Below are 25,532 nucleotides of genomic sequence, written 5' to 3' on the forward strand. Positions count from 1 at the left end.
CTCTATCAATTAATGCTTCATACGTTCAGAAAGCGGGAGCTCTAAGGTGTTTAGTTCTGGAATTTCTTTTGTGAATCGCTCAATAATTGAGTTAGCAGGTGTAATTGGCTGCCAGTTCGTACCCAACTTGGTTTTATCAAAATGACAATGCATTTCTCGGATACCAGGTAAAAGCAAATACTTGCGACCATCAATCTTTTCATAGCCATCTTCTACTTGCTTGTGATTTTGAATTTTACTTACCTTACCATTTTCGATGAATAAATCGACTAACTGTGTGTTAGTTCCTGAAACAAATTCCCCTTCTTTTGCATAAGATGTTTCAATTTTGACATTTTGTAACCACTTTCCCATGACAAACTCCTTCTTATTTTAAATTCAATACTTTTTCTACATAATGTGTCATTTCTTCAGCAGAAATTTTATCATTATGTTTAATTTCTGCATTTTCTAATTCCTCTATAGCCGCAGGAACAGGAATTTCAGCAAATGTTTCCAGCTTATTGAGCGCCGCTATTCCTTCTGCTTTTTCACCCTCATTATTGATCGCTTGAAGTACAGCTTGAGGAAACTTGTAAGGGCTAGCCGTTGAAAGAATAATAGTTGGTAACATTTTTTCTTCATACTTATTCGCCACACAAGTTGCCACAGCTGTGTGCGGATCGATGACATAGTTTTCTTTTTCATAAACTTCACGGATTGTTTGCTCAGTTTCTTTTTCAGAAGCAAAATCAGCAAAAAAGTCGGATAAAGCACTTTTCATCTCTGCTGTAATCTTATAATTCCCCCTCTTATTTAAGTCATCCATCAGTTGTTTTGTTTTTACAGTGTCTTCTTTTGTTAGATAAAACAATAAACGTTCTAGGTTACTAGAAACTAAAATATCCATTGATGGAGAAGATGTAACATAAAAAGGACGATTACGATCATAATTACCAGTTTGGAAAAATTCTGTTAACACATTATTTTGATTAGATGCACAAATTAACCGACGAATCGGAAGGCCTATTTTTTTTGCATAAAAACCAGCCAAAATATCTCCAAAATTTCCTGTCGGAACTGAAAAGTTGACCTCTTCTCCACTTTCTATTTGGCCCGATTTTACTAATCGCGTATACGCATAAACATAATAAACAATCTGCGGAACCAAACGACCAATGTTAATAGAATTTGCTGAAGAGAATACTTTATTATTTTCTGCCATTTTACTACGTAACTTCGCATCATTAAAAAGTTCTTTTACTTTCCTTTGTGCATCGTCGAAATTCCCTTTGATTGCAGCAACAAAGGTGTTCTCACCTTTTTGCGTAATCATTTGCTTTTTTTGTATGGGACTGACACCACTTTCCGGATAAAAAACGATAATGCTAGTATTTTTGACATCAGCAAAGCCTTCCATAGCCGATTTTCCAGTATCACCCGAAGTCGCGGTAAGAATAACGATTTCTTTATCCATATGATTTTTCTGTGCTGCTTTTTTCATTAAGTGCGGCAAGATGGACAGAGCGATGTCTTTAAAGGCTAAGGTTGGCCCATGAAACAATTCTAAATAATACTGATCGCCTACTTTTACTAAAGGGGCAATTTCTTGATTATCAAATTTTTGATCGTAAGCCATATTAATACATTCGTATAATTCTTCTTGAGTGAAATCAGGTAAAAATAGTTGCATAAACAAAGCCGCAATTTCTTGATAGCTTTGATTAGCTAAATGCTTAAAATCTAAATCAATTTCAGGGATTTCTGTAGGAACATATAAACCGCCGTCTACAGCCAATCCTTGTAAAATCGCTTGCGAAGCTGAAACGACGTTCTCAGAATCTCTGGTACTTTTATAAAATAAAGTCATTGACTATCTCCTCTATTTTTTTATTTCCTTTTAATATACCACAAAGCAGGCGTATTAAACATATGTATTCTTATTTTTTAACTTATGGTATAGTAGAAAAAAAGTGCTTAGGAAGTGAAAAGCATGCCAAGTCTGAAAGAAAAAATTATTGCAGAAAGTAAAAATTTAGGAATTGATAAGATCGGTTTTACAACTGCTGAACCATTTGATGAATTAAAAGAGTCTTTAATTGCACAAAAAGCAGCTGGACATACTTCTGGCTTTGAACATAAAAATATTGATGAACGTCTTTATCCTGAACTAACTTTTGAAAACCCGCAAAGTATCATCGCAATTGCTCTAGCTTATCCAACAAAAATTCATGAAAAAGTGCCTAGAGATGAGAAACGGGGACAACTGGCTCGTGCTTCCTGGGGAATCGATTATCATGATATTTTAAAGGATCGTCTAACAAAGCTTATTGCATTTATTCAAAAAGAAGCTGCGAATACGCAAGATGCCGAAAATTGGCGTTTTTCACCACAAGTTGATACTGGAGAACTCGTGGATGTAGCTGTCGCTCAAAGAGCAGGCTTAGGCTTTATCGGCCGAAACGGTTTATTGATCACAGAAGAATACGGCTCTTTTGTTTATTTAGGGGAAATTATAACAAATATTCAATTTGAACCTGATGAACCCAAAGTTTTTGGCTGTGGTGAATGTAGGCGTTGTATCACCCATTGTCCTACTGGTGCTTTATTAGGCGATGGAAAAATGAATGCGCAAAAATGTCTTTCTTATCAAACGCAGACAAAAACGATGATGCCTAAAAGATATCGCAAAAAAATTCATAACGTTATCTATGGCTGTGATATTTGTCAGCTAGTTTGCCCTTATAATCAAGGAAAAGATTTTCATTTTCATAAGGAAATGGAACCTTCAGTCGATGAAGTAAGGCCTAAATTAGCCCCTTTGCTATCAATTTCAAACCGAGAATTTAAGGAACAATTTGGACACCTGGCGGGGACTTGGCGAGGAAAAAAACCTCTACAAAGAAACGCCCTGATTGCTCTGGCTAACTTAGGGGATCGACAAAGTCTAGTCAAAATATGTCAATGTCTTGAAGACGTTCGACCCGTCATTCGCGGTACGGCTGTTTGGGCAATCGGAGAGTTAACGAAAAGACAACCCGAACAAGCAATTGACTTGCTTTACGAACTAGAAGAAAAAGAAACAGATGGAGAAGTTTTAAATGAATTAGAAGAAACCTTAACAATGTTAGAAGAACGCAAAAAGAAGGCTTAGCAATCAAGCCTTCTTTTTTACTGTCTTTTTATATAACCTTTGAAAAACCGGCGTCAATAATAAATAAAAACCACCATTTCCTATTGCATGTAATAAATCAAAGGAAAGCCCTGAAATATAGTAAGGCCAAAATTGCGGCATACCGTAAACCTCTACGTCGATACAAGCAATAATAAAGCCGTATAAAAATCCGGCAAAAATACTAAAAAGCGTCTGTAATGCTCTACTTTCTCGAAATATCGATACACTGCAGAAAAGTCCCATCAAACAAATAATGATCGTAAAAGAAAAAATCTGGGAAATTGTCCAGATACCCATGCCTAAATAGATATTTGTTATAAGCACAGATAAAGTACTGATTAAAAGTCCACGGAAAATACCTAATTGTAAGGTAATAATTAAAAATATAGCGGTCATCGGTTGTATATTGGGTATAAATTGAAATAAAAGTCGTCCCACTGTACAAGTCGCTACTGTCATGGCTAAGTAAGCTAATTCATAGGTAGAAAAAAACGAACGATCCTGCGTCATATTACGACTCCTTTAACTATTTAAAAATTGAACCCTAAACTTTTCAAAATAGGCGCTATTATATCGACTCTTATACCAAGCGAAAAAACTAAGAAGAAACGAACCAATAACATTGATCAATAAATCTCCCATGGTATCTTGCAATACTCGTCGCCCTACAAAAACCGTGTTACCACTTTTATAACGTTGTAGATTCATATCTAAAAGCATATCCCAGCTCCATTCCCAAAATTCCCAAAAAAACGCCACATATTCCTGCAAACGAAAAACCGAAAATCAGAAATAGCCAAGGCGATATTGCTGTTATATTTTGTCCTTTTAAAAATTCACTTAAAATGCCATAACCAATAGCAGTTAAAATCATCGGACTTACCAAGTGTAACAACTTATCCCACAAAGGAATAAACGTCATAAAATGTAAGCAAGTCCCTAGGAAAATAGCTAAGAAAATAAAAATCCAGAAAAAATAGACAACAAAGTTGGCAAATTTTAAACGAAAAAAATGATTTAAAATCTCTGGCGCATAGATTAAGAGGATCCCGGCAGAACATTCAACAATTTTAGTAAAGGTCGTATCAATAGTAACAAGCCCTACAAAATATTCCCAGATAATAACCAGTAAAGTCAAAAAACCAAATAAAACTAACGTACGTTGCCTCTTTACATAGCTACTCATTTAGAAACGCCCTGCTGTAAAAATTGATAGATTTCAGTTAGAAGCTCTTCTTCTGTAGAAAAAATTTGACCGTTTAATTTAATTAAACCAGCCGTATATAAATTCAAATAATGAAACTGATTTTCGGCTACTGTTGAAATTGCCGCTAATTTTTCTTGGTTATCAGCGCCTTCTTGCCTAGAATCTGTATATAAGCCAAGGATCGGAACACCGTTAGCGTAAGCCACACCAATCTCAGAAGCTACCCCATTATCAATGGTATTTCCATCCAATAAAGCGATCATCAGCTGACTTTCTTCTACTTGTTTAGTGTCAGCTAGTGCAATCATTTTACTATCCGCAAAAGCTGTTTTATCATTGATCGCAGCATTTTCTTGCGGAAGATAAATTGTAAGCTCCGTATACCTTTTTCGAATTTTATCTACTAAATAAGAATTATAAAATAAATCACTTTTAGCAAACATCGGTGCAGCAAAATAAACTTTCATGTAAGTCCCTCCAATAAAGTTGTCCTGACCAAATCGATCACAACTACTTTATCAAATCTACTCGTTAAATACTAGCAAAAAATCATGACTTCCCTTAAGCAAATCTTACAAAAAGCTTTTATTCTCCTATTTAGATTGGTATAATTAATAAGCTGAAGGAAAAGAAATGAGGAATGATTCCATGGATAACTTAGAAGAAATGAAACAAAGACAAAAGATGATTCGTAACTTTTCAATCATCGCTCATATAGATCACGGAAAATCCACTTTAGCTGATCGTATTTTAGAACAGACACATACCGTAAGCTCAAGAGAAATGCAAAACCAATTACTAGATTCGATGGACTTAGAAAGAGAACGCGGAATTACGATCAAATTAAACACCGTTGAACTAAATTATACTGCTAAAGATGGTCAAACCTATATATTTCATTTAATCGACACTCCTGGACATGTAGACTTTTCTTATGAAGTTTCACGTAGTTTAGCGGCTTGTGAAGGCTCAATTTTAATTGTCGATGCTGCTCAAGGCATTGAAGCACAAACCTTAGCTAATGTATATCTAGCAGTGGATAATGACTTGGAGATTTTGCCAGTTATTAATAAAATTGACCTGCCAGCAGCAGATCCTGAACGTGTTCGCCAAGAAGTTGAAGATGTTATTGGCATTGATGCCAGTCAAGCAGTACTTGCTAGCGCCAAGTCAGGACTAGGGATTGAAGAAATTTTAGAACAAATCGTAGAAATTGTCCCTGCGCCTACAGGGGATATTCAAGCCCCTTTGAAAGCTTTGATCTTTGACTCAGTTTACGATGTCTATCGTGGCGTTGTTTTAAGTATACGTATCATTGACGGTATCGTCCGTCCAGGTGATACAATCCAATTGATGAACAATGGAAAGACTTTTGAAGTTACTGAATTAGGTATTTTCTCACCTAAAGCTATTGCTCGAGATTATTTAATGGTTGGCGATGTTGGTTACTTAACAGCTTCTATCAAAACAGTGCAAGATACCCGGGTCGGAGATACAATCACTTTAGCTGACCGGCCAGCGGAAAAGGCGTTACCTGGCTATAAGCAAAAAAATCCGATGGTCTTCTGCGGTATGTATCCGGTAGATACTTCGCGCTACAACGATCTACGTGAAGCTTTGGAAAAACTACAATTAAATGATGCGGCCCTACAATTTGAAACAGAAACTTCACAAGCTTTAGGCTTTGGTTTTCGTTGTGGCTTTTTAGGCATGCTTCATATGGATGTTGTCCAAGAACGTTTAGAACGTGAAGCGAATTTAGAATTGATAACAACTGCGCCTTCTGTGGTTTATCATGTGACTAAAACAGATGACACAGAAATTGACATCGACAATCCTGCTGACTTTCCTGAAAGCTCTGCTATCGAAAAAGTTGAAGAACCTTTTGTCAAAGCAGAAATTATGGTTCCTAATGATTTTGTAGGACCGGTCATGGAGTTATGTCAACGAAAACGTGGCGATTTTGTCACGATGAATTATTTGGATGATTATCGGGTAAATGTTATTTATAATATTCCCCTTTCTGAAATTGTTTTTGACTTTTTTGATAAGCTAAAGTCTAATACCAAAGGTTACGCTTCTTTGGATTACGAAGAATCAGGTTATCGTACAAGCAATCTGGTAAAAATGGATATTCTACTAAACGGTGATAAAGTGGATGCTTTAAGTTTTATCGTCCATCGTGAATTTGCTTATGAACGTGGCAAAGCCATCGTTGAAAAATTGAAAAGCTTGATTCCAAGGCAACAATATGAAGTTCCGGTACAAGCAACTGTTGGACAAAAAGTTGTTGCTCGCTCTGATATTAAAGCCCTACGCAAAAACGTATTAGCTAAATGTTATGGTGGTGATGTTTCTCGTAAGCGAAAATTACTAGAAAAACAAAAAGAAGGAAAAAAACGAATGAAACAAATCGGTTCCATCGACGTACCACAAGAAGCCTTTCTTGCTGTACTTGAAATGGACGATGATGATTAAAAAAACGTGGGAAAGTTAATTTCAGCTTTTCCACGTTTTTTATCATTTATTCTGCCAGTGCTCTATTTTTTTATTAAAAAGTAAATTTTAATAAATTGTTCGCTTTATAAAAGGAACGTTTGTTCGTATAATGAAGTTGATAATATCTTTAAGAAGGTGAAAAAATTGAGCACATTACATGATTATGTTGATCGTAAAAGATTAAAATGGATGGGATTTTATTTATCAGAACATACGGCGCAAATCGATCAAAGCGCTTTTGAAGAATATACTACAATAGAAGAAAAAAGTGATATGGCCGAGCAGGAGATCGCAGAAATAATGGAAGAAGCTTTGTTGAAAGATAAAATAGTCGCCGTACAAAGCAATGAACTCTGGGATCATAACTATTTGCCTGATACTGTTGGAAAGATAAAAGGTTATAATGAAGATGGTATCTTCATTGAAGAGAATTTTATTGCTTATGATACGATAAAACATATAGAATTGAAGTCATATCATAAATGGTCTAACATTGATTAAGTGTCTAATAAGCTCTAAATAAAACATAAACTAACTTTTGGTGTTAGGTTAGTTTTATGGACACATATTTGTAGAGTACTATAATATTCTATGAAAGGATGTCCGTTTATGACACAACGATACAACCAAGAAACAAGAGAATTGGTCCTTCAATTAAATGAACAAGGACAAAGTGTTCCTTCTTTGGCACGTGAATATGGGATTTCAGAAGCAACGATATATAACTGGAAAAAAGCGTATACCCCGGATGAAGAAACCGGCAAAAGTCAGGCAGATATTCATCAAATGGAGAAGGAAATGCATCGTATGAAACAGGAGATTGATATCCTAAAAAAAGCTATCACCATATTCACGAAAGAGTAAGTGATGACACGTTGATTTATGAAATTATTGATGAAGAGCGTCAAGAATACCCCGTACGTACATTAACGAACGTACTCGAGGTATCGAAGTCGACTTACTATGCCTCCAAGAACCGTTGTCCGAGCCGAAGGAACCAAAAGAATGAACAATTAAAAGAAGAAATTCTACAGATTTACGAGAAAAGCAAGCACCGTTATGGCGCGCCCAAAATCACGCATAAGTTAGTCCAATACGGTTGGAAAGTGAGCTTAAAACGCGTCCAACGATTGATGCGAGAACTTGGTATTCGTTCCATTATTCGAAAAAAATATCGTCCAGCAAGCAATCATGAAAAAGTGGAATCTCGTGAGAATCTCTTGAAACAAGATTTCTCTACGACTTCGATCAACCAAAAATGGAGTGCAGATATTACCTATATTCATACGCAAAAAGAAGGCTGGACTTACTTGGCTTCTGTCATGGACTTATATTCTCGTAAAATTATTGGCTATTCTTATGGTAAACAGATGACCACTCCGATTGTAGTGGAAGCTTTTCAGCAAGCCATGCAAAATCAACAATTAAAAGATGGTAAGGGACTCATCTTACAAACAGATTTAGGCACGCAATATACGAGCTATGAATTTGAAAATCTTCTCCTACAATGTCACATCAATCATTCTTACAGTCGCAAAGGAACGCCCTATGATAATTCAGGGATTGAATCTTTTCATGCGACCTTGAAAAAGGAAGAAGTTTATTTGAAGCACTATAGAAGTTTTGACGAAGCCCGTCTCGCTTTATTCCAATATATTAATGGTTGGTACAATCGCGAACGGATTCATGGAAATATCAACTACCTGACGCCCCAGCAAGCGGAAGATCAAGCAAAGATGTTGGCATAGGTCTAGAGCTTCCTACACATTTTTTTGAGGAACTTATCCACGAGGCCTCCTTGTCATCGTTTCCGCTTAATGTCAAATACGTTTTTCCATTTGATATTAAGCGGAAATGATGACATTCTCTAGAGTGGATTCGTTTCGAAAAAAGACTCTCAAAAAATGTGTCCAGAATATTGACGTAAATCCATTTTTATTTTTATTTTGACTAGCTTGTTTCCTTTTTTTGTACTATCGTTTATTATATTAAGAGACATCAGAAATAAAAAGAAATTATTGAGCGAGGTGCATGTAGTGCAAAAAATGAGAGTTGACTGGAATTATTGGCTTATACGGTTTTTATTTTTGATGGCATTAGTCGTTGGTTATAAATTGATTACAAATTACCAATTTATAATGAATAGCCTATCTAATTTATTAGGTATTCTATCGCCTTTTATCATTGGTTTTATTTTTGCTTATCTTTTAAATGGTGCTGTAAGGCGTTTAGAACTACTTTTTGAAAAAACCAAATTACCCTTTATAGAAAAACATAGCCGCGGTATAAGTGTTGTGACTTTATATTTATTTATTTTTTATGTGTTCTTTCTAGCATTAAATTATGTCATTCCTTTGATGATTAATAATGTGATCGACTTACTTGGATTATTACCGCAGTTTTATGATTATCTGATGGATCTTATCGCAAGATTAGAATCTGAAGGTGTCTTTGAATCTTTGAATTTAGAAGAGTTTTTTCAAAGTTTTACCTCAGACTTTTCACCAGAAAACTTATTACAACAATGGACACAAGCCCTGACTTCTTTAGGAGCCATCACAAGGAGTCTTTCTTCCTTTGTTTTTAATGGATTTTTAGCTTTGATTATTTCCATTTATGCACTATTGTTTAAAGACTCTATCTTGTCATTTTTCGATAAGTTAGGAAGAAAAATACTATCTGAAAAAATTCATTTAAGTAGTAAACAATGGCTAGCAGCAACCCATACGATTTTTTATAAGTTTATCAGTTCGCAATTTTTGGATGCTTGTATTATTGGGACTTTTGCAACGATTATACTTTACTTTTTAGACGTGCCTTTCGCATTAACCTTAGGAATTCTTCTTGGCGTATGTAATATGATCCCTTATTTTGGTTCTATCTTTGCTTCGATTGTAACGACAGTCATCACTTTTTTCAGTGCAGACCTTCAACTAGCTATCACAGCATTGATTTCATTACTTATTTTACAGCAACTGGATGGAAATGTTATCGGTCCGCGTATTATGAGTGGTGCCTTAAATCTTAACCCGATCATCATCATCATATCAATTACAGTAGGTGGTGCCTACTTCGGGGTTTTAGGAATGTTTCTAGCCGTTCCAATCGCGGCTATCTTAAAAATTATCACAATAAATTGGCTAGATGATACTGAAGAAACAAAATAATATATTCCATAAAAAAAGTATTCGGAAGTTGGATATTCAACTTCCGAATACTTTTTTATTCCTCTTCCATTGGTTCATTTTGAAATACTAAGTGGTTATCAAGCAATTCGATAGTCACTTTTGTTTTTGGCATGACACGTCCTGAAACAATTTCTTTAGCCAATGGTGTTTCTACTTCACGTGTAATATAACGTCGCAAAGGTCTAGCGCCATATGCTGGCTCATAGGCATTTTGAGCGATCCAAGCTTTTGCTTCATCTGATATTTCAAGGAAAATCTCCTGTTGCATTAATCTTTGTGATAATTCCTCAATGATTTTTTCAACGATGCCTTTCATGTCCTCTATATTTAACGGAGTGAAAACGATGGTATCGTCAATTCGGTTGAGAAATTCTGGTTTAAACGCTGCTTGTAACATATTCATCACTTGAGATCTTGTTTCTGCTGAAATCTCTCCTTGGTCCGAAACACCTTCCAATAATATTTGCGAACCGATATTACTTGTCATAATTAAAACAGTATTTTTAAAATTAACAACTCGACCTTTTGAATCTGTCAGACGACCATCATCTAATACTTGTAGTAAAATATTAAAGACATCTGGATGAGCTTTTTCAATTTCATCAAGCAAAATAATTGTGTAAGGATTGCGACGTACGGCTTCAGTCAATTGTCCGCCCTCTTCATAACCTACATAACCAGGAGGTGCACCGACTAAACGAGAAACCGTATGTTTTTCCATATATTCACTCATATCAATCCGTACCATATGATCTTCAGAATCAAAAAGATTTTCTGCTAAAGCTTTAGCAAGTTCAGTTTTCCCTACACCTGTGGGTCCCAGGAATAAGAAAGAACCTAATGGTCGATCCGGATTTTGTAATCCAGCACGAGAACGAATCACTGCATCGCTTACTGCATTAACAGCTTCATCTTGACCAATCACTCGCTTGTGCAAGGTTTCGTTCAAGTTAAGTAATTTTTCTCGTTCGCCTTCAACTAATTTCGTTACAGGTATGCCTGTCAAACGTCCTACAACCACTGCGATTTCATTAGCAGTCACCGACTCTTGTACCATTTTTAGAACAGTTTGATCATCTTTATCTTCTAATTCTTTAAGTTCCTTTTCTAACTGTGGTACAGTGCCATGTCTTAAAACAGCAGCTCTTTCCAAATCGTAGTTATTTTCGGCGTCTTCTAATTCATGTTTCGCTTTATCAATTTCTGCCCGTTTATTTGAAACAGCATTTACTTCTTCTTTTTCTGTTTCCCATTGTAGCTTCATTGAGTTGACTTCTTCACGTAATTCAGCCAGTTCTTCTTGTAAAGATGCTAAACGTTTCATTGAAGCATCGTCTATTTCTTTTTTCAAAGCCGCTTCTTCAATCTCTAATTGCATTAAACGTCTTGTTACTTGGTCCAATTCAGTTGGCATTGAATTCATTTCCACCCGAATATTGGCACAAGCTTCATCGACTAAATCAATGGCTTTGTCTGGTAAATAACGATCTGTAATATAGCGATCAGATAAGGTAGCCGCAGCAACTAAAGCATTGTCATGGATATTTACGCCGTGATGGATTTCAAAACGTTCTTTTAAGCCACGTAAAATAGAAATCGTATCTTCTACCGATGGCTCTTGAACACTGACTCTTTGAAAGCGTCGTTCTAGCGCTTTATCCGTTTCAATATTTTCCCGATATTCATCTAAGGTCGTTGCACCGATTGTATGCAATTCACCTCGAGCTAGCATGGGTTTTAATAAATTACCGGCATCCATACTACCTTCAGTCTTCCCAGCGCCTACGATATTATGAATTTCATCGATAAATAGAATAATACGACCGTCCGCTTTTTTAACTTCCTTCAAAACGGCTTTTAATCTTTCTTCAAATTCACCCCGATACTTAGCGCCCGCAATCAAAGCACCCATATCTAAAGAAAATACAGTCTTATCTTTCAAGTTTTCAGGTACATCTTTTTTAACAATACGCTGTGCAAGACCTTCAACAATTGCCGTCTTACCTACCCCAGCTTCACCAATCAAAACAGGGTTGTTTTTAGTCTTGCGTGATAAGATTCGAATAACATCCCGAATCTCTTCATCACGGCCGATGATCGGATCCATCTCGCCATTTTTCACTTCTTGAACAAGATCTGTTCCATACTTTTCTAAGGCTTCATATTGTTCTTCTTGGTTTTGGGAAGTGACCCGATCCCCTTGTCGAATATTTTCAATGCTTTGTTTTATTTGTTTTTCATTAACACCTTGATTTTTTAAAAATTTTGTCAAACGATAATTTTTTAACTTCATCAATGCAAGTAAAACAATTTCGGTAGATAAAAACTCATCTTTAAAATCTTTCGCCAATTGATCTGCTTCATTTAATAAATGGTATAAATTTTGACTAATATTTTGACCATATTGTACATTACCGCCTTCAACACTTGGTAAACTATCGATCGTTTGATCAATTTCATGTTCAAAAGCGTTAAGATCAACACCTAAGTCTTTATAAAAATTTCTAGCAAATTGTTTTGGTTGTAAAAATATTTTCCATAAATGAGCAATATCTATTTCTTGTTGTTTTCTTGTTACAGCAACCTGTTGTGCTTCAGCAATTGCACTTTGTAATGTGGTTGTCATTTTTTCAATATTCATTTGTTTTCCCCCAATCAGTTAAGGTTGAGAATTTATCTCCATTAACTAGTATAGCTCATTGGTCAAAATTGGTCAAAGATTAACAACTAAATTTGAGAAGAATTTTCAATTTCAGTAGTAATAGCTGTTCTTCGTTCTTTCAGAAAGACTAAAAATCCTAACAAAAACGGTAAGACATAACTAGCAAAACGATATAAAAGTAAGGAAGATACAGCATCTACTGTGCCACTTAGCGGACGAAACATCAATAAATAAACAAAATCAAATGATCCAATACCCGCTGGCGAGGGAATAACACCTGATACAACCAAAGTAAAACTAATAAGTGCAAATGTTAAAAAGAAATCAATATCGTTAAATTCTTCTTGTAAACAAACAAATGGAATAACATACCAGGCGCCTACTTTTAATAAATTAAACAAATAAATTTTTAAAAGAGAAGTCCTATCATTTAATACAGATTGCATCGCGTGGTGTAGTGCATTGATTTGTAAATTGAACTGATCGATATAGACACGTAATTTTTGATTACGAATAAATCGATTGCAAAATAGCAATACCAGCACTTGTAAGTTCAAGCTCAAAGATAATACAATCAATGTCACAATAAGCAAAACAGTTAAAACAATACCTGTTATGATCACCGCGATCATCTTTGGACGTTGGTTTAAAATCGCATTGAAATAAAAGGACAAATTTAGTACAGCATAAGTCACAATAGCGGCCTTATAACTGATCATATGTAGAGCTGAAGCCCCTACGCCTTGACTAATTTTAATGCCTTTTTTCTTATAAAAACCGATTTCAGCCAGTAAAGTGCCTACGCCAAAAGTAACAACTCGATAAAATGCAGTGTAAAAAGATGTCATCATACCATCAAATACTGAAAAATTAGGGGCAAAACTACCTACAGTCTCTTTGATACCATAGCCTTCAAAAAACTGATGTAACAATCCTAAGAAAATAACACCCAACAAAATCACAAGATTCGTTTCTTTTAATTCCACAAAAATTTCGCGCATTGAATTTTGGATAAAATAAAACATAATACCCAAAATAAGCAGAAGTAAAATTAAATTTAACACGATTTTCCACTTTGGATTTTTTTTCATCAACTTCTCCTTTAACCAGAAAACCAATGAGATGGATAGAAAAAGAAGAGGAAGATATTATTTTACTTCCTCTTTTATAATTATCCAGCATTTAATTCAGCGATTTTTACAATTAACGCTGTTGCTTTTTCCATGGTTTGTAAAGATACATATTCAAAACGACCATGCATGTTTTCAGCACCCGCAAAAATATTAGGTGTTGGAAGACCCATATAGGAGATTTTAGAACCATCTGTTCCTCCACGTACTGGTTCAATAATCGGATCGATAGCCAAATCAAGCATGGCATTTTTAGCTAGCTCAACAATACTCATATCTTTTTCGATGATTTCTCTCATATTGTAATACTGATCATACATATCAACAAATACACGTTTTTGGTCGAATGCTTCATTTAAATTCGTTTGAATAGCGCTAATTTTTTGTTTACGCGCTTCAAATTTTTGATGATCATGATCACGAATAATATAAGACATCTTTGCCTCTTCTGGACTGCCACTTAAATTCATCAAGTGGAAAAATCCTTCTCTTCCTGAAGTTTTTTCCGGTACTTCATCTTGAGGAAGTTGGTTTTGAAAATCAATGGCTAATTGTAAGGCATTAATCATCATATTTTTTGCTGTTCCCGGATGAACGTTTTTTCCTTTAATAGTAATTTCTGCTTGTGCTGCATTAAAGGTTTCATATTCAAGTTCGCCAAGAGGCCCCCCGTCCATCGTATAAGCAAAATCGACATCAAAATCTTCTATATCAAATTTGTCTGCGCCTGTCCCGATTTCTTCATCAGGACCAAAAGCTACTTTAATTTCACCATGTGAAATATCAGGGTTAGCCTTTAAAATTTCCATAGCCGTCATAATTTCGGCAATCCCTGCTTTATCGTCTGCACCTAAGAGTGTGGAGCCATCAGTAGTGATCAAGGTTTCTCCTTGGTATTTATTTAAACTAGGAAAATCATTGGGATTTAAGCTGTATTCACCTTTTTCATCCAATTGAATTTCTGAAATGCCATCATAATTTTCAATCACTTGAGGAGCTACATTTTCTGCATTAAAATCAGCAGTGTCCATATGGGAAATAAAGCCGATGCTAGGCACCTTTTTTTCAATATTACTTGCAAGTGTGCCACTAACATAGCCATTATTATTATCATAATGAACATTTTCTAATCCTAACTCAATCAGTTCTTGTTTTAAGCTATCTGCAAAATCAACCTGTGATTGAGTGGATGGAATAGTTTCACTTTCTGGATTCGAGCGAGTTTCAGTTTTAACATAACGTAAAAAACGTGCTAGTAAATTTTCGTACATATGCTATCTCCTTTATCTAAATTGGAAGGGGTTTGTATTTGTAGAAGAAGGGATAAAATCAATATCCCAATTTTCTTCTTGCTTCCATTCTTCCATTTTTTCTATAAATTTATTCACACAAACTACCTCAATATTATGCCCCGGATCAATGACCGTCAAGTTGTTAGATTGCATGTCATGGGCTGTATGATAATTGACATCTCCAGTAATATAAACATCCGCTGACTTTTTAATTGCTTCAGGATAAAATTTCCCAGCAGATCCGCCACAAATCGCTATATTCTGTACTTTCTGTTTTGCCATTTTTGGTTGAATGAGACGTAGTCCATCAAGCTGAAATGTTGTTTTTACCTTTTGCACAAAATCTTCTATATCAACCGCAGTATCCAAATGCCCTATTCGTCCAAGCCCAAATGATTCCCCTGGATTATCCAAAGGTAAAATATCATAGGCAGGTTCTTCATAAGGATGAGCAGCAAACATCGCTTGGAGGAGCTTTTCTTGAATCGTTTCTGGAAAAATCACTTCAATTCGTGCTTCTTGCACTTTCTCTTCTTGATCACTCCTACCAATGGCTGGATTGGCTTGTGCATTAGGTGTAAAACGGCCCGTGCCTACTAGGGAGTAACTTGTATTACGATAATTCCCCTGCATACCAGCCCCAATATCAGCTAAGACTTGCCGCATTTTCTTGCTGTCTTCTATAGGAACATATACTGCTAATTTTTTAAAACTTACTTCATGAGTTTTTACCAAATAATTGTCGACATTAACACCTAACATTTCACAAAACCAGTCGTTTAATCCATCCCAGATAATATCCATATTCGTATGTGCAGCATAAACTGCGATATCATGCTTTAGTAAATCAATATACATCTTAGTTTGCGGATCATCAGCAGTCAAACGGCTTACAGGGCGAAAAATCGGCGGATGTTTAGCAATGATCAAATCGATATTTTTATCGATTGCTTCCTTAACAACTTCTGGACGCACGTCTAATGTCATCATGACACGTTCAATTTCTTTATCTAATGTTCCTAGATGAAGTCCGCAAGGATCACCTTCTTCAGCCAACCAAAGAGGACAAAATGTTTCAAATTTATTAATAAACTCTTTTGCATCAAGACTCAAGATAATACCTCCTCGATCCACGCCATCTGTCTTTTTTCCGCTTCAATTTTGTCTTTAGGTACGCGATAGGCATTTTTTAGATTCCTTAAAACTTTCTGTTTTATTTCTAACTTTTTCTGCCACTTCTTTTGAAAACTAGCTGTCTTTTTTTGCATTAAAACAGGGCCAAAATATAATTCTTTGCTTGTATAATGACTATTTTCTTGATAGCAAGCAACAATAATTTCATAAAATTTTCCATAATCTTCAATGATCTGTTCGTCGTAAATTTTATAATGATTAGCTGCTAACCAATGCCGTACATCAGATTCATGGTTGTTGGGTTGTAAAATCAACCGTTGCCCTTTTAAAGAACCATCTTTCTGGCCATTGGTTAATATGCTCTCGATCAATATCCCGCCCATACCCGCAATCACGATCGTGTCAATCTGGTCTTTCGGATAGATAGCTGTTAGACCATCAGCTAATCTAGCAGTGATCTTTTCTTCAAGATCATATCTTTTTACTTGTGCGCTAGCAGCTTTTAAAGGGCCTTGGGCAACTTCTCCAGCAATAGCGTAGTCTACTTTGCCCGCCCTTACTAAAAATATAGGCAAATACGCATGATCAGAACCAATATCGGCTAAACGAGCCTTTCTGGGAACAAATTCAGCAACCGCAGCCAAACGCTGAGATAATATATGGCTATTCAAAAAGCTTTCTTCCTTTCTCTTAATTTAGAAAAAGAGCTGTAACATCATAAAAATAACCGAACTATGCTTGCTGAGATTTGTTGGTTGTTGTAAATTTGCGAGGAGCAATTACAAACACAACCTCTCTATAGTTCGGCTATTTTATCAGCAAAGAAAAGGATGCCACAGACTATCATTTATACTAAGTGTTTCTTCGATTTCTTCCAGTCAGCTCAATTTCTTGTGCTAGATAACGTATACGTTCCATCAAACGCTTAGCTTTTAACGGCTCTTCTTCTCCGCGCTGTGTCACTGATAGATGTTGCTCTAATTCTTTCATGGTAAAATTAGAACTAAAAAAAGTAGGAAGCTGTTCCTGCATACGGTATTGCAAGATAACGCCAAAGATATCATCGCGGATCCAGCTGCTCATCGCGTCTGCCCCAATATCATCTAACATCAAGATTGAAGCACTTTTAACCGCATCAAGTTTTTCGCCAACTTCATCTTTTTTGATCGATTGTTTCATATCTACTGCAAATGAAGGAAAATGCAGCAGTGTCGATGTATAACCCGCTTCAGCTAAATCTCGGGCAATCGCACCTAACAAATACGTTTTTCCTACACCAAAACTACCCACTAGATAAAGACCTTTATGAAAAACTTGCGGATTATCTTTATAAGCGTTGATAAAATCAATCGCACTCATAAAGGCTTTGCCGCGTCCTGTTGTTCCTTCGTAATTTGCCATACGGGCTTCTTGAATATCTTTAGGCATATTCAGTGCTTGAATACGACTGCGGATCTCTTCTTGCTCTTGTTTGGCTACTAATTCTTCCGTCGGAATATAAGTGACATCCACCGAATGATAGTTCAATGTTAATTGGGGTTCATAACCGGGTGCAATCATTGTTGGATCGTTTAAATCAAATTTTCTTTTTTCCTGCACAAATTCATATAACTTCGCGTAACTACGTTCAATGTCATCTTCTGACAACTCATTTTTATGCTCATCCAAAAAATTTTGCACATCTTGATCTTTTAATACCTCAGTCATCATTTCAGAAAAACGCGTTCGATAATTTTTTTGATTCATTAACTTATTTAGATTTTTTCCCACATCTTCCATTAGCTTTCACCTTCTTTGCGTTTCAGATAATCCTGAAGTTTTTTATTAATTTCTTCTTGTACTGCCGGGTCTTCCACTTCTTCATTAGGTTTGTCCACCCAGTCTGGCAAACTTTCCTTACGAATAGGCTGTTGCTTATTATTTGCATAATTTTTCTTTTTACTTGGCTTATTCTTAACTTCTTTTACTAAATCACGTACGTGTTTAATCGCTTGTTCTGGACTGTTAATTTCTAATTCTGACCAATCTGTAGCAATTTGATTGACAAAATTGGACTGTAAAAAGCTATTTTTCTTAACAACCAGAATATAATGAATTAAAACATTAATCACACTATTAGGTAATGGACTACGTTCGACTAGCGTCTTTAATAACCAAGTTTCAGGATCTGTAACAAAATTATGCTTTTCATTTTTTATCGCTTGTAAAAAATCCATGGGCGCTGAACTTTGTGCAATTTTAACTAACTGTATATCATTTTCAGAAAAGCCCGTTTGTCGTAAAGTATTGAAGCGACGCTTCTGTTCATCAGATTGTTCGTCATAGTTATCTGCTTGTTTTTCTTTTTTTACTGTCGCTTGCTTTCTAATAACCTTATCCAATGCTTTTCGACCGACTTTGCCATCAGATAAAGAAACCGCCTCAGTCATTAAATCAACTAATTTCATTTCATCAAAGCCAAATAAGTTGGCATATAAAGTTAGCTGTTGTTTAAAAGAATCATCAAAATTCTCTTTAACAATAAACTTTCGTTGTGCTAACTGATACAAAAAATCCCAGTCAATTTGACCTTCATCTAACTGTAATTGTTTATTTGAAGGTACTTGATAGTCCTGGGAAACTTTTTCCAGGCTTTGGGCATTACGAATAAATAAACGTTCATCCAAGGCTCCATAGACCTCACGAAAGCCACTTGTGACTTCTTGATAAGCCGTTAAATCAGGATTTTCAGGTTGAAAACGGCGGACCATCTGCCGGAACTTTCTTTCCCCGATAGTATTTAATAATAAAAAACTATAGGTTTCATCGCGAAAAAAATCCTGCGGGTGAATAGGTTCTTCTAAACGATAAAGAAACATTTTGCCAAATTCCGGATCCTCTTTGGTAAACACAGACAATAAACCCATACCTTCTAATTGTTTACGTGCTTGTAAAAAATCTGGCAGGCCAATATTTAAGGCATCTAGCATATCAATATGTGCAAACTCATTTTCATACTGATCTTCTTTATCTCCTATAAAACCATAATATAAAGCCAGTGCATTTTGGCCAATAATCGGTTGGTAAAGATAAACCAAACCGTTATTTCCTTCTTCTGTTAGAGGAAAGCTTTTGGTCACTTGATAAATATTATTAGGTTGTACTTCATCCCAAGCGCTATGCAAAAGAGTCCCTCCTTATTGTTAATTTGAATCGTTTGCCTTACCGACAATATCTTCTAGCTCTTTTAAAAATACTGACATATCTTTAAATTGTCGATAGACACTAGCAAAGCGAATATAAGCAATCTCATCTACATCTTTTAAATCTTCCATCACATATTCGCCGATTAAATTAGAAGAAATTTCGTTTTCTCCCAATTCACGAATTCTACTTTCCACATGATCAACAATTTGTTCCATTTGTTCCATAGCTACCGGTCGTTTTTCAGCCGAACGGATCAAGCCACGCAATATTTTTTCTCGATTGAATTCTTCACGTGCACCGTTTTTCTTAATCACCAAAAGCGGCGTTTCTTCGAGCCTTTCAAAAGTTGTAAAGCGGTAGCCGCAATTTTCACATTCTCTTCTTCTTCTAATAGCACGACCATCATCTGTCTGCCGACTATCAATAACACGCGAATTGTTGTGATGACATTTTGGACAATGCATGTTGTTCACCTCATTTATGATTATTTCGTTAAAATTTCAATTGTTTTTATAAAAATTCTTATTAATATTATAACATGAAACCTTCCTATACTAACAGTTTAAGGACAAAAAAACTCTAGAAATGACTAGAGTTTTAAAGCTTTATAAAAATTGTCTTTTTTTAAGCCAAGAAAAAATTTGTTGGCGGATAGATGATAGGCTTTCTTGATTGTCAAAAATAATATCCGCACGTTTCTTTTTTTCTTCAATGGAAAGTTGACTAGCAACTTTTTTTTGCGCTTCTTTTTTTGTTATACGATCTCTTTTCATTAAACGCTGTACTTGTAAGTCTTCAGGGATATAAACTACCGCCACTTGATCCATATACTTATCATAACCAGCTTCATAAAGTAAAGGAATATCAGCAATAACTAAAGAAGAAACAGCACTTGCTCGCTTAATTTGTTCGATAATTGCTTCTTGTAAAAAAGGCGCAAGTAGCGCATTAAGTGCCTGTCTTTTTTTTGTATCACTAAAAATTATTTGACCTAACTGTTTGCGATTTAATGAGCCGTCTGAACAAAGCACACTGCTTCCAAAAGTTTCAACAACCTTTTTTAACCCCGCTGTATTCGGCTCAACGACCTCTCTTGCAATAATATCAGCATCAACTACAGAAAAGCCGTACTGTTTAAAAATATTAACAACTGTGCTCTTTCCTGTAGCTATGCTTCCTGTGATACCGAGGATAAAACTCATGACAGCTTCCTCCTCTTTAATTTCTGACAATGCGGACAAAAATGTGTGCCTCTTTGCGCCACTTTAATTTTTTTAATAGGCGTTTCACATCTAGGACAGGGTTCACCTGTTTTACCATAAACATTTAAACTCACTTGAAAAAATCCTGCCTCACCTAAAGCATTTTTATAAGAACGAATGGTTGTCCCACCCGCTCTAACTGCTTTAGCTAAAATAGCAATAATTGCCTGGTGTAAACTTTCTGCTTCTTTTTTTGTTAAAGTGCGAGCTGGCTGTTGAGGATGAATTTTAGCTAGCCATAATACTTCATCCGCATAAATATTTCCTAGACCTGCTACAACTTTTTGATTAAGTAACAGAGGTTTTATTAAAGAAGAAGAATGTTGTAGTTTTTTCTCAAATGCTTGCAATGAAAATTCTTCTTCTACTGGTTCTGGTCCCAATTGCTTAATCCCTTTATAAAACGGATATTGTCCTTTTTCTACTAAAGCCATGCGTCCAAATTTTCTTACATCATGATAGGACAGTTGACTCCCATCTGTAAATTTAAATATCACATGAGTATGTTTATCAACCGGAGCTTCAGTATTCTTTGGTGTATATTCGTACTTACCTTCCATACGTAAATGAGAAATCAAATCAAAATCAGTAAATTCAAAAATTAAAAATTTCCCTCTACGCGCAATATCATTGATAACTTGTCCGATTAGTTTTTGGCAAAATGTATCAACTGCCGGTGATTCAATGATTTTAGGCCATCTAACAATAACTTCTGCAACAGTTTTGTCTTGGACAAGGGTAACTAGCCCTTTTCTAACTGTTTCTACTTCTGGCAATTCCGGCAACTGTACACACCTCTTTATTTTGCATCATACCAAGTTTTCCCCCAACTACTTTCGGTAATCAACGGAACATCTAAATGAACAGCATTTTCCATAACTTCTTTTACCAATTGATCTAGTGTTTTAAGTTCACTTTCTGGAACTTCAAAAACTAACTCATCATGTACTTGTAAAAGCATGTTCGTTTCTAGTTGTTTTTCTTTTAATTGTTTATCTAATTCGATCATAGCAATTTTTAAGATATCAGCAGCGCTACCTTGAATCGGTGAATTAATCGCTGTTCTTTCGGCAAAAGATCTTAAGTTAAAGTTTCTAGAATTAATATCCTCAAGATAACGACGACGATGATAAAGCGTCTCAGCGAAACCTTTTTCCTTTGCTTGTTCTACAGAATCGTTCATATATTTTTTCACGCCAGGGTAGCGTTCAAAATAAGTATCAATATAATTTTTGGCTTCTTTACGAGAAATACCTAGGTTTTGTGATAAACCATAATCTGATATACCATAAACAATCCCAAAGTTTACTGCTTTGGCTTGACGTCTGATATTAGCTGTTACATCTTCAGGTTTTTCAATATCAAACACACGCATAGCAGTACTGGCGTGGATATCTTGGTTTTCATTAAATGCCTCTTGTAAATGCTCATCTTTTGAAACATGAGCAAGCACGCGCAATTCAATTTGTGAATAGTCAGAAGAATAAATGACCCAGTCGTGCTTTTGCGGAACAAAAGCTTGTCGAATTTTTCGTCCTTCTTCTAGACGAATAGGTATATTTTGTAAGTTTGGATCGACCGAACTTAGACGCCCTGTTTGCGTTAAAGTTTGCAGATAACGCGTGTGAACTTTACCATCTTGTAAAATGACTTTTAAAAGTCCTTCAACATAAGTTGACTGGATCTTAGCAATCTGCCGGTATTTTAAGATATTTTCAACAATCGGTGATTTATCTTTTAACTGCTCTAAAACGTCAACAGCCGTCGAGTAACCTGTTTTGGTCTTTTTAATGACAGGCAAGTTCATCTTTTCAAACAAAATATGCCCTAGTTGTTTAGGCGAATTGATATTGAATTTTTCTCCAGCTTGCTCAAAGATTTTTTCCTCAATTTTTTGTAAGCTTTGAGCAAATTCATCCTTCATTTGATTCAATCGTTGGGCATCTACTGTAATACCTGTTATTTCCATTTCAGCTAAAATGGAAGAAATAGGAGCTTCCAAATTTTTATATAGATCGAGTTGATTTTTATCTTTAAGCTCACCTTCTAATTTAGGCGTAAGCCATTGAATAGCCTTGATTTTTCTTGCTAAATGGGCAAAAAACGTCTCATCATCTTCGGGTAGACCTTTTTTTGCACCCTTACCATAAACAGCCACATCTGATTGGATATCTTGATAATCATAATGTGCACAAATCCCTGCAATATCATCCGTATTATCTGTATTGTCCAATAAATAAGCAGCAACCAAAACATCAAAAGAAAAACCTTCAGGCAAAGCAATGTAACGATTCAACGCTACTTGGGTGCTTTTTGCGTTATAGACTCTTTTTCCTCTACTTTTATCGGTTAACCAGTTTTTAAAAGCCTTATTTTCAAAAATCTTATCGCTTTTTGTGACATAAATTTTCTTATCGTTACCCCATACAACGCCTACAATATCTTCTACATGATAATTTTCACCCAACATTTCGACATATAAAGCCATTTCATCGGTAAACATTTCTTCTGTCGGTTCATCAACCACTTCAAATAAAATGTCCTCCATCTTATTTTCTTCTTCTCCGACATCCAAATTATCCAAAAATGTTCGGAAATTCATTTCTTTATAAAAAGGAACAAGTTTATCCAAATCGCTACCTTCATATTTTAAAGAATCAATAGAAACATCAATAGGAGCAGATATATTTATTGTGGCTAATTTTTTCGAAAGTAAGGCAGTTTCTTTATCATTAATTAGGTTTTCTTTCATCTTGCTTTGTTTCATCTCATCAATATGTTCGTAAACACCTTCAACAGAATCATATTGATTTAATAATTTGATTGCAGTTTTATCCCCAATTTTTGTTACGCCTGGAATATTATCAGACGAATCTCCCGCTAGTCCTTTCATATCGATAATTTGTTTAGGTTTTAAACCATCATATTTTTCAGCAATATGCTCTGGCGTATAATCTTCTGTATCACTGACACCTTTTTTGGTAATAGCGACTTTTACATCATCAGTTGCTAACTGGGTTAAATCCCGATCTCCTGTGAGAATAGTAACATCAAATTTATCTTTATCTACTTGCTCGGCTAAAGTACCGATAATATCGTCTGCTTCATAGTTTTTTAACTCATAATAAGAGATTCCAAGGCCATTAATCAACTCTCTTATATAAGGAAGCTGTTCATTTAATTCTCCCGGTGTTTTAGCCCGTCCACCTTTATAATCTTCATACATTTCATTACGAAAAGTAGTTTTGCCTGCATCAAAAGCTACTAGTACATGACTAGGCTTTTCTTTTTCCATTACATTTTCAAACATTAAATTAAAAGCATAAATTGCATTGGTGTGAAGACCGCTTGGATTTTTAAAGCGTTCTAATGAACTGTGTAAGGCATAGAATGCGCGAAATGCAACACTATTACCATCTACCAGTAGTAATTTATTTTTTGCCATTTTTTTATCCCCTCACTCAAATTCTCTTTACCTATTTTAACAAACAATGAGGACGAAAGCGATCATTTATGGTTTGTTATCCTTAAGTAAACTAACGATTATTAAAAAAACGCTCCGAATGAAAAGAGAGGTTTTCTCAGAACATCGAAACGTTAAACTTCTTTTAATTTCTAGAAAAAATACGTAAGAAGGATAAGAATAGATTAATAAAATCTAGGTAAAGTTGTAATGCCATAAAGGCAGCAAAACCGGTATTATCTTGACCAGCTGTAGCAAAATATAAATTTCTTATTTGTTGATTATCATAAGCAGTTAAACCTAAAAAGATCGCGACTGTTAAATAGGATAAAAGATAATCAACAGCTGGACTTTGTAAAAAGAAATTGATGAGTGTTGCCACAATCACACCAATTAAAAGTCCAATCGCTGCACGACCAATTCCGCTTAAATCACGTTTTGTCATCGCCCCATATAAAGCCATAGCTAAAAAGGTAGCTGTCGCTGTAGCAAAAGCTTTTCCGACCAAGGCTTGCGTATACATCGATAAAGTAACCGATAAAACAAGCCCGTTTAACAGCGAATAAACAACAAAACCTGCGATGGTTAACGAAGGATTTTTTTGTGCTTTAGCGCTAAGCAAAACCACTAAAATGATTTCAGCCAACCATATGCCGGTTAATCCTAAAGGAAAGCTGTCGATAAAAGAAATGGTTTGTTCAAAAAACATCGTCATTGCTAAATACGCTGAAATAGCACTGATGCCAAGCCCTAAAGCAAAGATGCCATATACCTTAGCATAAAAGTGATTCACACCTTTTGCTTCAATTGCTGGATTATTATTCATTATTTTCCTCGCTTTCTTCTTCATAAATCATAGGAGGTTGAACCATAACGACCGCATCTAAAACCCGCTTTTCTTCAGTGTTAACAGCTTCTACAGAAATAGTCACGACGTCTTTATGTTTATCCACTTTAATAACTTCTAGTAAAAAAGTCAACATTTCGTAATGATAAACAGCTTCTACAAAATTAACCGATAAATTCACCACATGTGAACCGGGTCCTGGAAAGTGTTTTGAGATCGTACTGGTTACAATACCAATCAATAATACTGAAGGCACGAGCGGTTGCTTATAAATCGTTTTACGGGCATAATCATGCTGGATATACAAAGGATTCGCATCATTGGTCAAACCTAAATATAATAATAGCTGGTCATCTTCAATCGCTTCAGTCACAGACATGGTCTGCCCTTCTTCGATTTCATCAATTGCCTTTCCTAAATTATTTAACTTCCCTATATCCAATCAACTAGCCTCCTATGTCTATGATTTTTATTTTATTATTTTATCAACTATAAAAAAAGTGTCAAG

24 protein-coding genes are annotated in these 25,532 nt (G+C 35.4%); 5 read left to right on the top strand and 19 right to left on the bottom strand.

What is annotated here, in order from left to right:
* Positions 1 to 9: 9 nt before the first annotated feature.
* Both AC806_RS12310 and thrC read right to left on the bottom strand, forming a co-directional pair.
* Positions 10 to 354 (bottom strand): amidohydrolase family protein, encoded by a 345-nt coding sequence (locus tag AC806_RS12310; protein WP_373852590.1) that lies wholly within the window; start codon positions 352 to 354, stop codon positions 10 to 12.
* 13 nt (positions 355 to 367) lie between these two features.
* Positions 368 to 1,849 (bottom strand): threonine synthase, encoded by a 1,482-nt coding sequence (thrC, locus tag AC806_RS05585; protein ID WP_069028959.1) that lies wholly within the window; start codon positions 1,847 to 1,849, stop codon positions 368 to 370.
* Between the two features lie 123 nt (positions 1,850 to 1,972).
* Between thrC and queG the strand changes: the two genes are divergently transcribed.
* Complete coding sequence (queG, locus tag AC806_RS05590; protein WP_069028960.1) at positions 1,973 to 3,133, top strand: tRNA epoxyqueuosine(34) reductase QueG; 1,161 nt, start codon at positions 1,973 to 1,975, stop codon at positions 3,131 to 3,133.
* 3 nt (positions 3,134 to 3,136) lie between these two features.
* On the opposite strand, the gene AC806_RS05595 is transcribed toward queG, so the two are convergent.
* Genes AC806_RS05595 through AC806_RS05605 form a run of 4 tightly spaced genes read right to left on the bottom strand, consistent with a single transcriptional unit; the run spans position 3,137 to position 4,828 of the window.
* Positions 3,137 to 3,664, bottom strand: coding sequence for an ECF transporter S component (locus AC806_RS05595; RefSeq protein WP_069028961.1), 528 nt, complete (start codon positions 3,662 to 3,664; stop codon positions 3,137 to 3,139).
* A 12-nt stretch (positions 3,665 to 3,676) separates the two neighbouring features.
* Positions 3,677 to 3,874 (bottom strand): hypothetical protein, encoded by a 198-nt coding sequence (locus tag AC806_RS12120; protein WP_231960483.1) that lies wholly within the window; start codon positions 3,872 to 3,874, stop codon positions 3,677 to 3,679.
* Entirely contained in the window at positions 3,843 to 4,340 is a 498-nt protein-coding gene (locus tag AC806_RS05600) for a DUF2238 domain-containing protein (RefSeq protein WP_231960484.1), read from the bottom strand. Before AC806_RS05600 ends, AC806_RS12120 begins: the two co-directional genes overlap by 32 nt.
* On the bottom strand, positions 4,337 to 4,828 hold the full coding sequence (locus AC806_RS05605) for a nucleoside 2-deoxyribosyltransferase (protein ID WP_069028962.1): 492 nt from the start codon (positions 4,826 to 4,828) through the stop codon (positions 4,337 to 4,339). The genes AC806_RS05600 and AC806_RS05605 overlap by 4 nt, the downstream gene beginning before the upstream one ends.
* 181 nt (positions 4,829 to 5,009) lie before the next feature.
* On the opposite strand from AC806_RS05605, the gene lepA reads away from it, so the two are divergent.
* From lepA to AC806_RS05630, 4 genes are all read left to right on the top strand, one after another.
* The gene (lepA, locus tag AC806_RS05610) at positions 5,010 to 6,839 is read left to right on the top strand and encodes a translation elongation factor 4 (RefSeq protein WP_069028963.1); all 1,830 of its coding nucleotides are present in this window, start codon (positions 5,010 to 5,012) and stop codon (positions 6,837 to 6,839) included.
* 165 nt (positions 6,840 to 7,004) lie between these two features.
* The gene (locus AC806_RS05615) at positions 7,005 to 7,361 is read left to right on the top strand and encodes a hypothetical protein (protein WP_061840275.1); all 357 of its coding nucleotides are present in this window, start codon (positions 7,005 to 7,007) and stop codon (positions 7,359 to 7,361) included.
* A 90-nt stretch (positions 7,362 to 7,451) separates the two neighbouring features.
* A protein-coding gene (locus AC806_RS05625) for an IS3 family transposase (protein WP_371862654.1) occupies positions 7,452 to 8,608 on the top strand; the annotation gives its coding sequence in 2 pieces (ribosomal slippage) (positions 7,452 to 7,698 and positions 7,698 to 8,608; 1,158 coding nt in all).
* A 288-nt stretch (positions 8,609 to 8,896) separates the two neighbouring features.
* Complete coding sequence (locus AC806_RS05630) at positions 8,897 to 10,027, top strand: AI-2E family transporter (protein ID WP_014124870.1); 1,131 nt, start codon at positions 8,897 to 8,899, stop codon at positions 10,025 to 10,027.
* A gap of 55 nt (positions 10,028 to 10,082) precedes the next feature.
* Here AC806_RS05630 and clpB read toward each other — a convergent pair whose 3' ends face one another.
* The 13 genes from clpB to AC806_RS05695 all read right to left on the bottom strand — a co-directional run bounded on the left by clpB (position 10,083) and on the right by AC806_RS05695 (position 25,466).
* The gene (gene clpB / locus AC806_RS05635; protein WP_061840452.1) at positions 10,083 to 12,689 is read right to left on the bottom strand and encodes an ATP-dependent chaperone ClpB; all 2,607 of its coding nucleotides are present in this window, start codon (positions 12,687 to 12,689) and stop codon (positions 10,083 to 10,085) included.
* 86 nt (positions 12,690 to 12,775) lie between these two features.
* Positions 12,776 to 13,804, bottom strand: coding sequence for a lysylphosphatidylglycerol synthase transmembrane domain-containing protein (locus AC806_RS05640; RefSeq protein WP_373852594.1), 1,029 nt, complete (start codon positions 13,802 to 13,804; stop codon positions 12,776 to 12,778).
* 77 nt (positions 13,805 to 13,881) lie between these two features.
* A complete protein-coding gene (gene pepT, locus AC806_RS05645) occupies positions 13,882 to 15,111 on the bottom strand; it encodes a peptidase T (protein WP_061840454.1) in 1,230 nt (409 codons plus the stop codon).
* A gap of 12 nt (positions 15,112 to 15,123) precedes the next feature.
* Positions 15,124 to 16,245, bottom strand: coding sequence for a Nif3-like dinuclear metal center hexameric protein (locus AC806_RS05650; RefSeq protein WP_061840455.1), 1,122 nt, complete (start codon positions 16,243 to 16,245; stop codon positions 15,124 to 15,126).
* Complete coding sequence (locus AC806_RS05655; RefSeq protein WP_061840456.1) at positions 16,242 to 16,937, bottom strand: tRNA (adenine(22)-N(1))-methyltransferase; 696 nt, start codon at positions 16,935 to 16,937, stop codon at positions 16,242 to 16,244. The genes AC806_RS05650 and AC806_RS05655 overlap by 4 nt, the downstream gene beginning before the upstream one ends.
* A gap of 181 nt (positions 16,938 to 17,118) precedes the next feature.
* Positions 17,119 to 18,045 (bottom strand): primosomal protein DnaI, encoded by a 927-nt coding sequence (gene dnaI, locus AC806_RS05660; protein WP_061840457.1) that lies wholly within the window; start codon positions 18,043 to 18,045, stop codon positions 17,119 to 17,121.
* Positions 18,045 to 19,430, bottom strand: coding sequence for a replication initiation and membrane attachment family protein (locus AC806_RS05665; RefSeq protein ID WP_014124877.1), 1,386 nt, complete (start codon positions 19,428 to 19,430; stop codon positions 18,045 to 18,047). The genes dnaI and AC806_RS05665 overlap by 1 nt, the downstream gene beginning before the upstream one ends.
* Positions 19,431 to 19,448: 18 nt before the next feature.
* Positions 19,449 to 19,916, bottom strand: a complete 468-nt coding sequence (gene nrdR / locus AC806_RS05670) for a transcriptional regulator NrdR (RefSeq protein ID WP_014124878.1) — start codon at positions 19,914 to 19,916, stop codon at positions 19,449 to 19,451.
* Between the two features lie 141 nt (positions 19,917 to 20,057).
* Positions 20,058 to 20,654: a dephospho-CoA kinase gene (gene coaE / locus AC806_RS05675; RefSeq protein WP_014124879.1), complete on the bottom strand. Its 597-nt coding sequence runs from the start codon at positions 20,652 to 20,654 to the stop codon at positions 20,058 to 20,060.
* A complete protein-coding gene (gene mutM / locus AC806_RS05680) occupies positions 20,651 to 21,499 on the bottom strand; it encodes a DNA-formamidopyrimidine glycosylase (RefSeq protein WP_014124880.1) in 849 nt (282 codons plus the stop codon). The genes coaE and mutM overlap by 4 nt, the downstream gene beginning before the upstream one ends.
* Positions 21,500 to 21,513: 14 nt before the next feature.
* On the bottom strand, positions 21,514 to 24,159 hold the full coding sequence (gene polA, locus AC806_RS05685) for a DNA polymerase I (RefSeq protein WP_014124881.1): 2,646 nt from the start codon (positions 24,157 to 24,159) through the stop codon (positions 21,514 to 21,516).
* A 163-nt stretch (positions 24,160 to 24,322) separates the two neighbouring features.
* A complete protein-coding gene (locus AC806_RS05690; protein ID WP_014124882.1) occupies positions 24,323 to 25,003 on the bottom strand; it encodes a Bax inhibitor-1/YccA family protein in 681 nt (226 codons plus the stop codon).
* Positions 24,996 to 25,466, bottom strand: a complete 471-nt coding sequence (locus AC806_RS05695) for a MaoC/PaaZ C-terminal domain-containing protein (RefSeq protein ID WP_014124883.1) — start codon at positions 25,464 to 25,466, stop codon at positions 24,996 to 24,998. Before AC806_RS05695 ends, AC806_RS05690 begins: the two co-directional genes overlap by 8 nt.
* Positions 25,467 to 25,532 lie beyond the last annotated feature (66 nt).

Origin of the sequence: Tetragenococcus halophilus (genome assembly GCF_001712815.1) — a bacterium.
GTDB classification, from domain to species: Bacteria; Bacillota; Bacilli; order Lactobacillales; family Enterococcaceae; genus Tetragenococcus; species Tetragenococcus halophilus.

Coding starts and splice junctions, on each gene's coding strand:
- AC806_RS12310 (WP_373852590.1), bottom strand. CDS start 354: ATGGGAAAGTGGTTACAAAATGTCAAAATTGAAACATCTTATGCAAAA.
- thrC (WP_069028959.1), bottom strand. CDS start 1,849: ATGACTTTATTTTATAAAAGTACCAGAGATTCTGAGAACGTCGTTTCA.
- queG (WP_069028960.1), top strand. CDS start 1,973: ATGCCAAGTCTGAAAGAAAAAATTATTGCAGAAAGTAAAAATTTAGGA.
- AC806_RS05595 (WP_069028961.1), bottom strand. CDS start 3,664: ATGACGCAGGATCGTTCGTTTTTTTCTACCTATGAATTAGCTTACTTA.
- AC806_RS12120 (WP_231960483.1), bottom strand. CDS start 3,874: ATGCTTTTAGATATGAATCTACAACGTTATAAAAGTGGTAACACGGTT.
- AC806_RS05600 (WP_231960484.1), bottom strand. CDS start 4,340: ATGAGTAGCTATGTAAAGAGGCAACGTACGTTAGTTTTATTTGGTTTT.
- AC806_RS05605 (WP_069028962.1), bottom strand. CDS start 4,828: ATGAAAGTTTATTTTGCTGCACCGATGTTTGCTAAAAGTGATTTATTT.
- lepA (WP_069028963.1), top strand. CDS start 5,010: ATGGATAACTTAGAAGAAATGAAACAAAGACAAAAGATGATTCGTAAC.
- clpB (WP_061840452.1), bottom strand. CDS start 12,689: ATGAATATTGAAAAAATGACAACCACATTACAAAGTGCAATTGCTGAA.
- pepT (WP_061840454.1), bottom strand. CDS start 15,111: ATGTACGAAAATTTACTAGCACGTTTTTTACGTTATGTTAAAACTGAA.
- dnaI (WP_061840457.1), bottom strand. CDS start 18,045: ATGGAAGATGTGGGAAAAAATCTAAATAAGTTAATGAATCAAAAAAAT.
- nrdR (WP_014124878.1), bottom strand. CDS start 19,916: ATGCATTGTCCAAAATGTCATCACAACAATTCGCGTGTTATTGATAGT.
- coaE (WP_014124879.1), bottom strand. CDS start 20,654: ATGAGTTTTATCCTCGGTATCACAGGAAGCATAGCTACAGGAAAGAGC.
- polA (WP_014124881.1), bottom strand. CDS start 24,159: ATGGCAAAAAATAAATTACTACTGGTAGATGGTAATAGTGTTGCATTT.
- AC806_RS05690 (WP_014124882.1), bottom strand. CDS start 25,003: ATGAATAATAATCCAGCAATTGAAGCAAAAGGTGTGAATCACTTTTAT.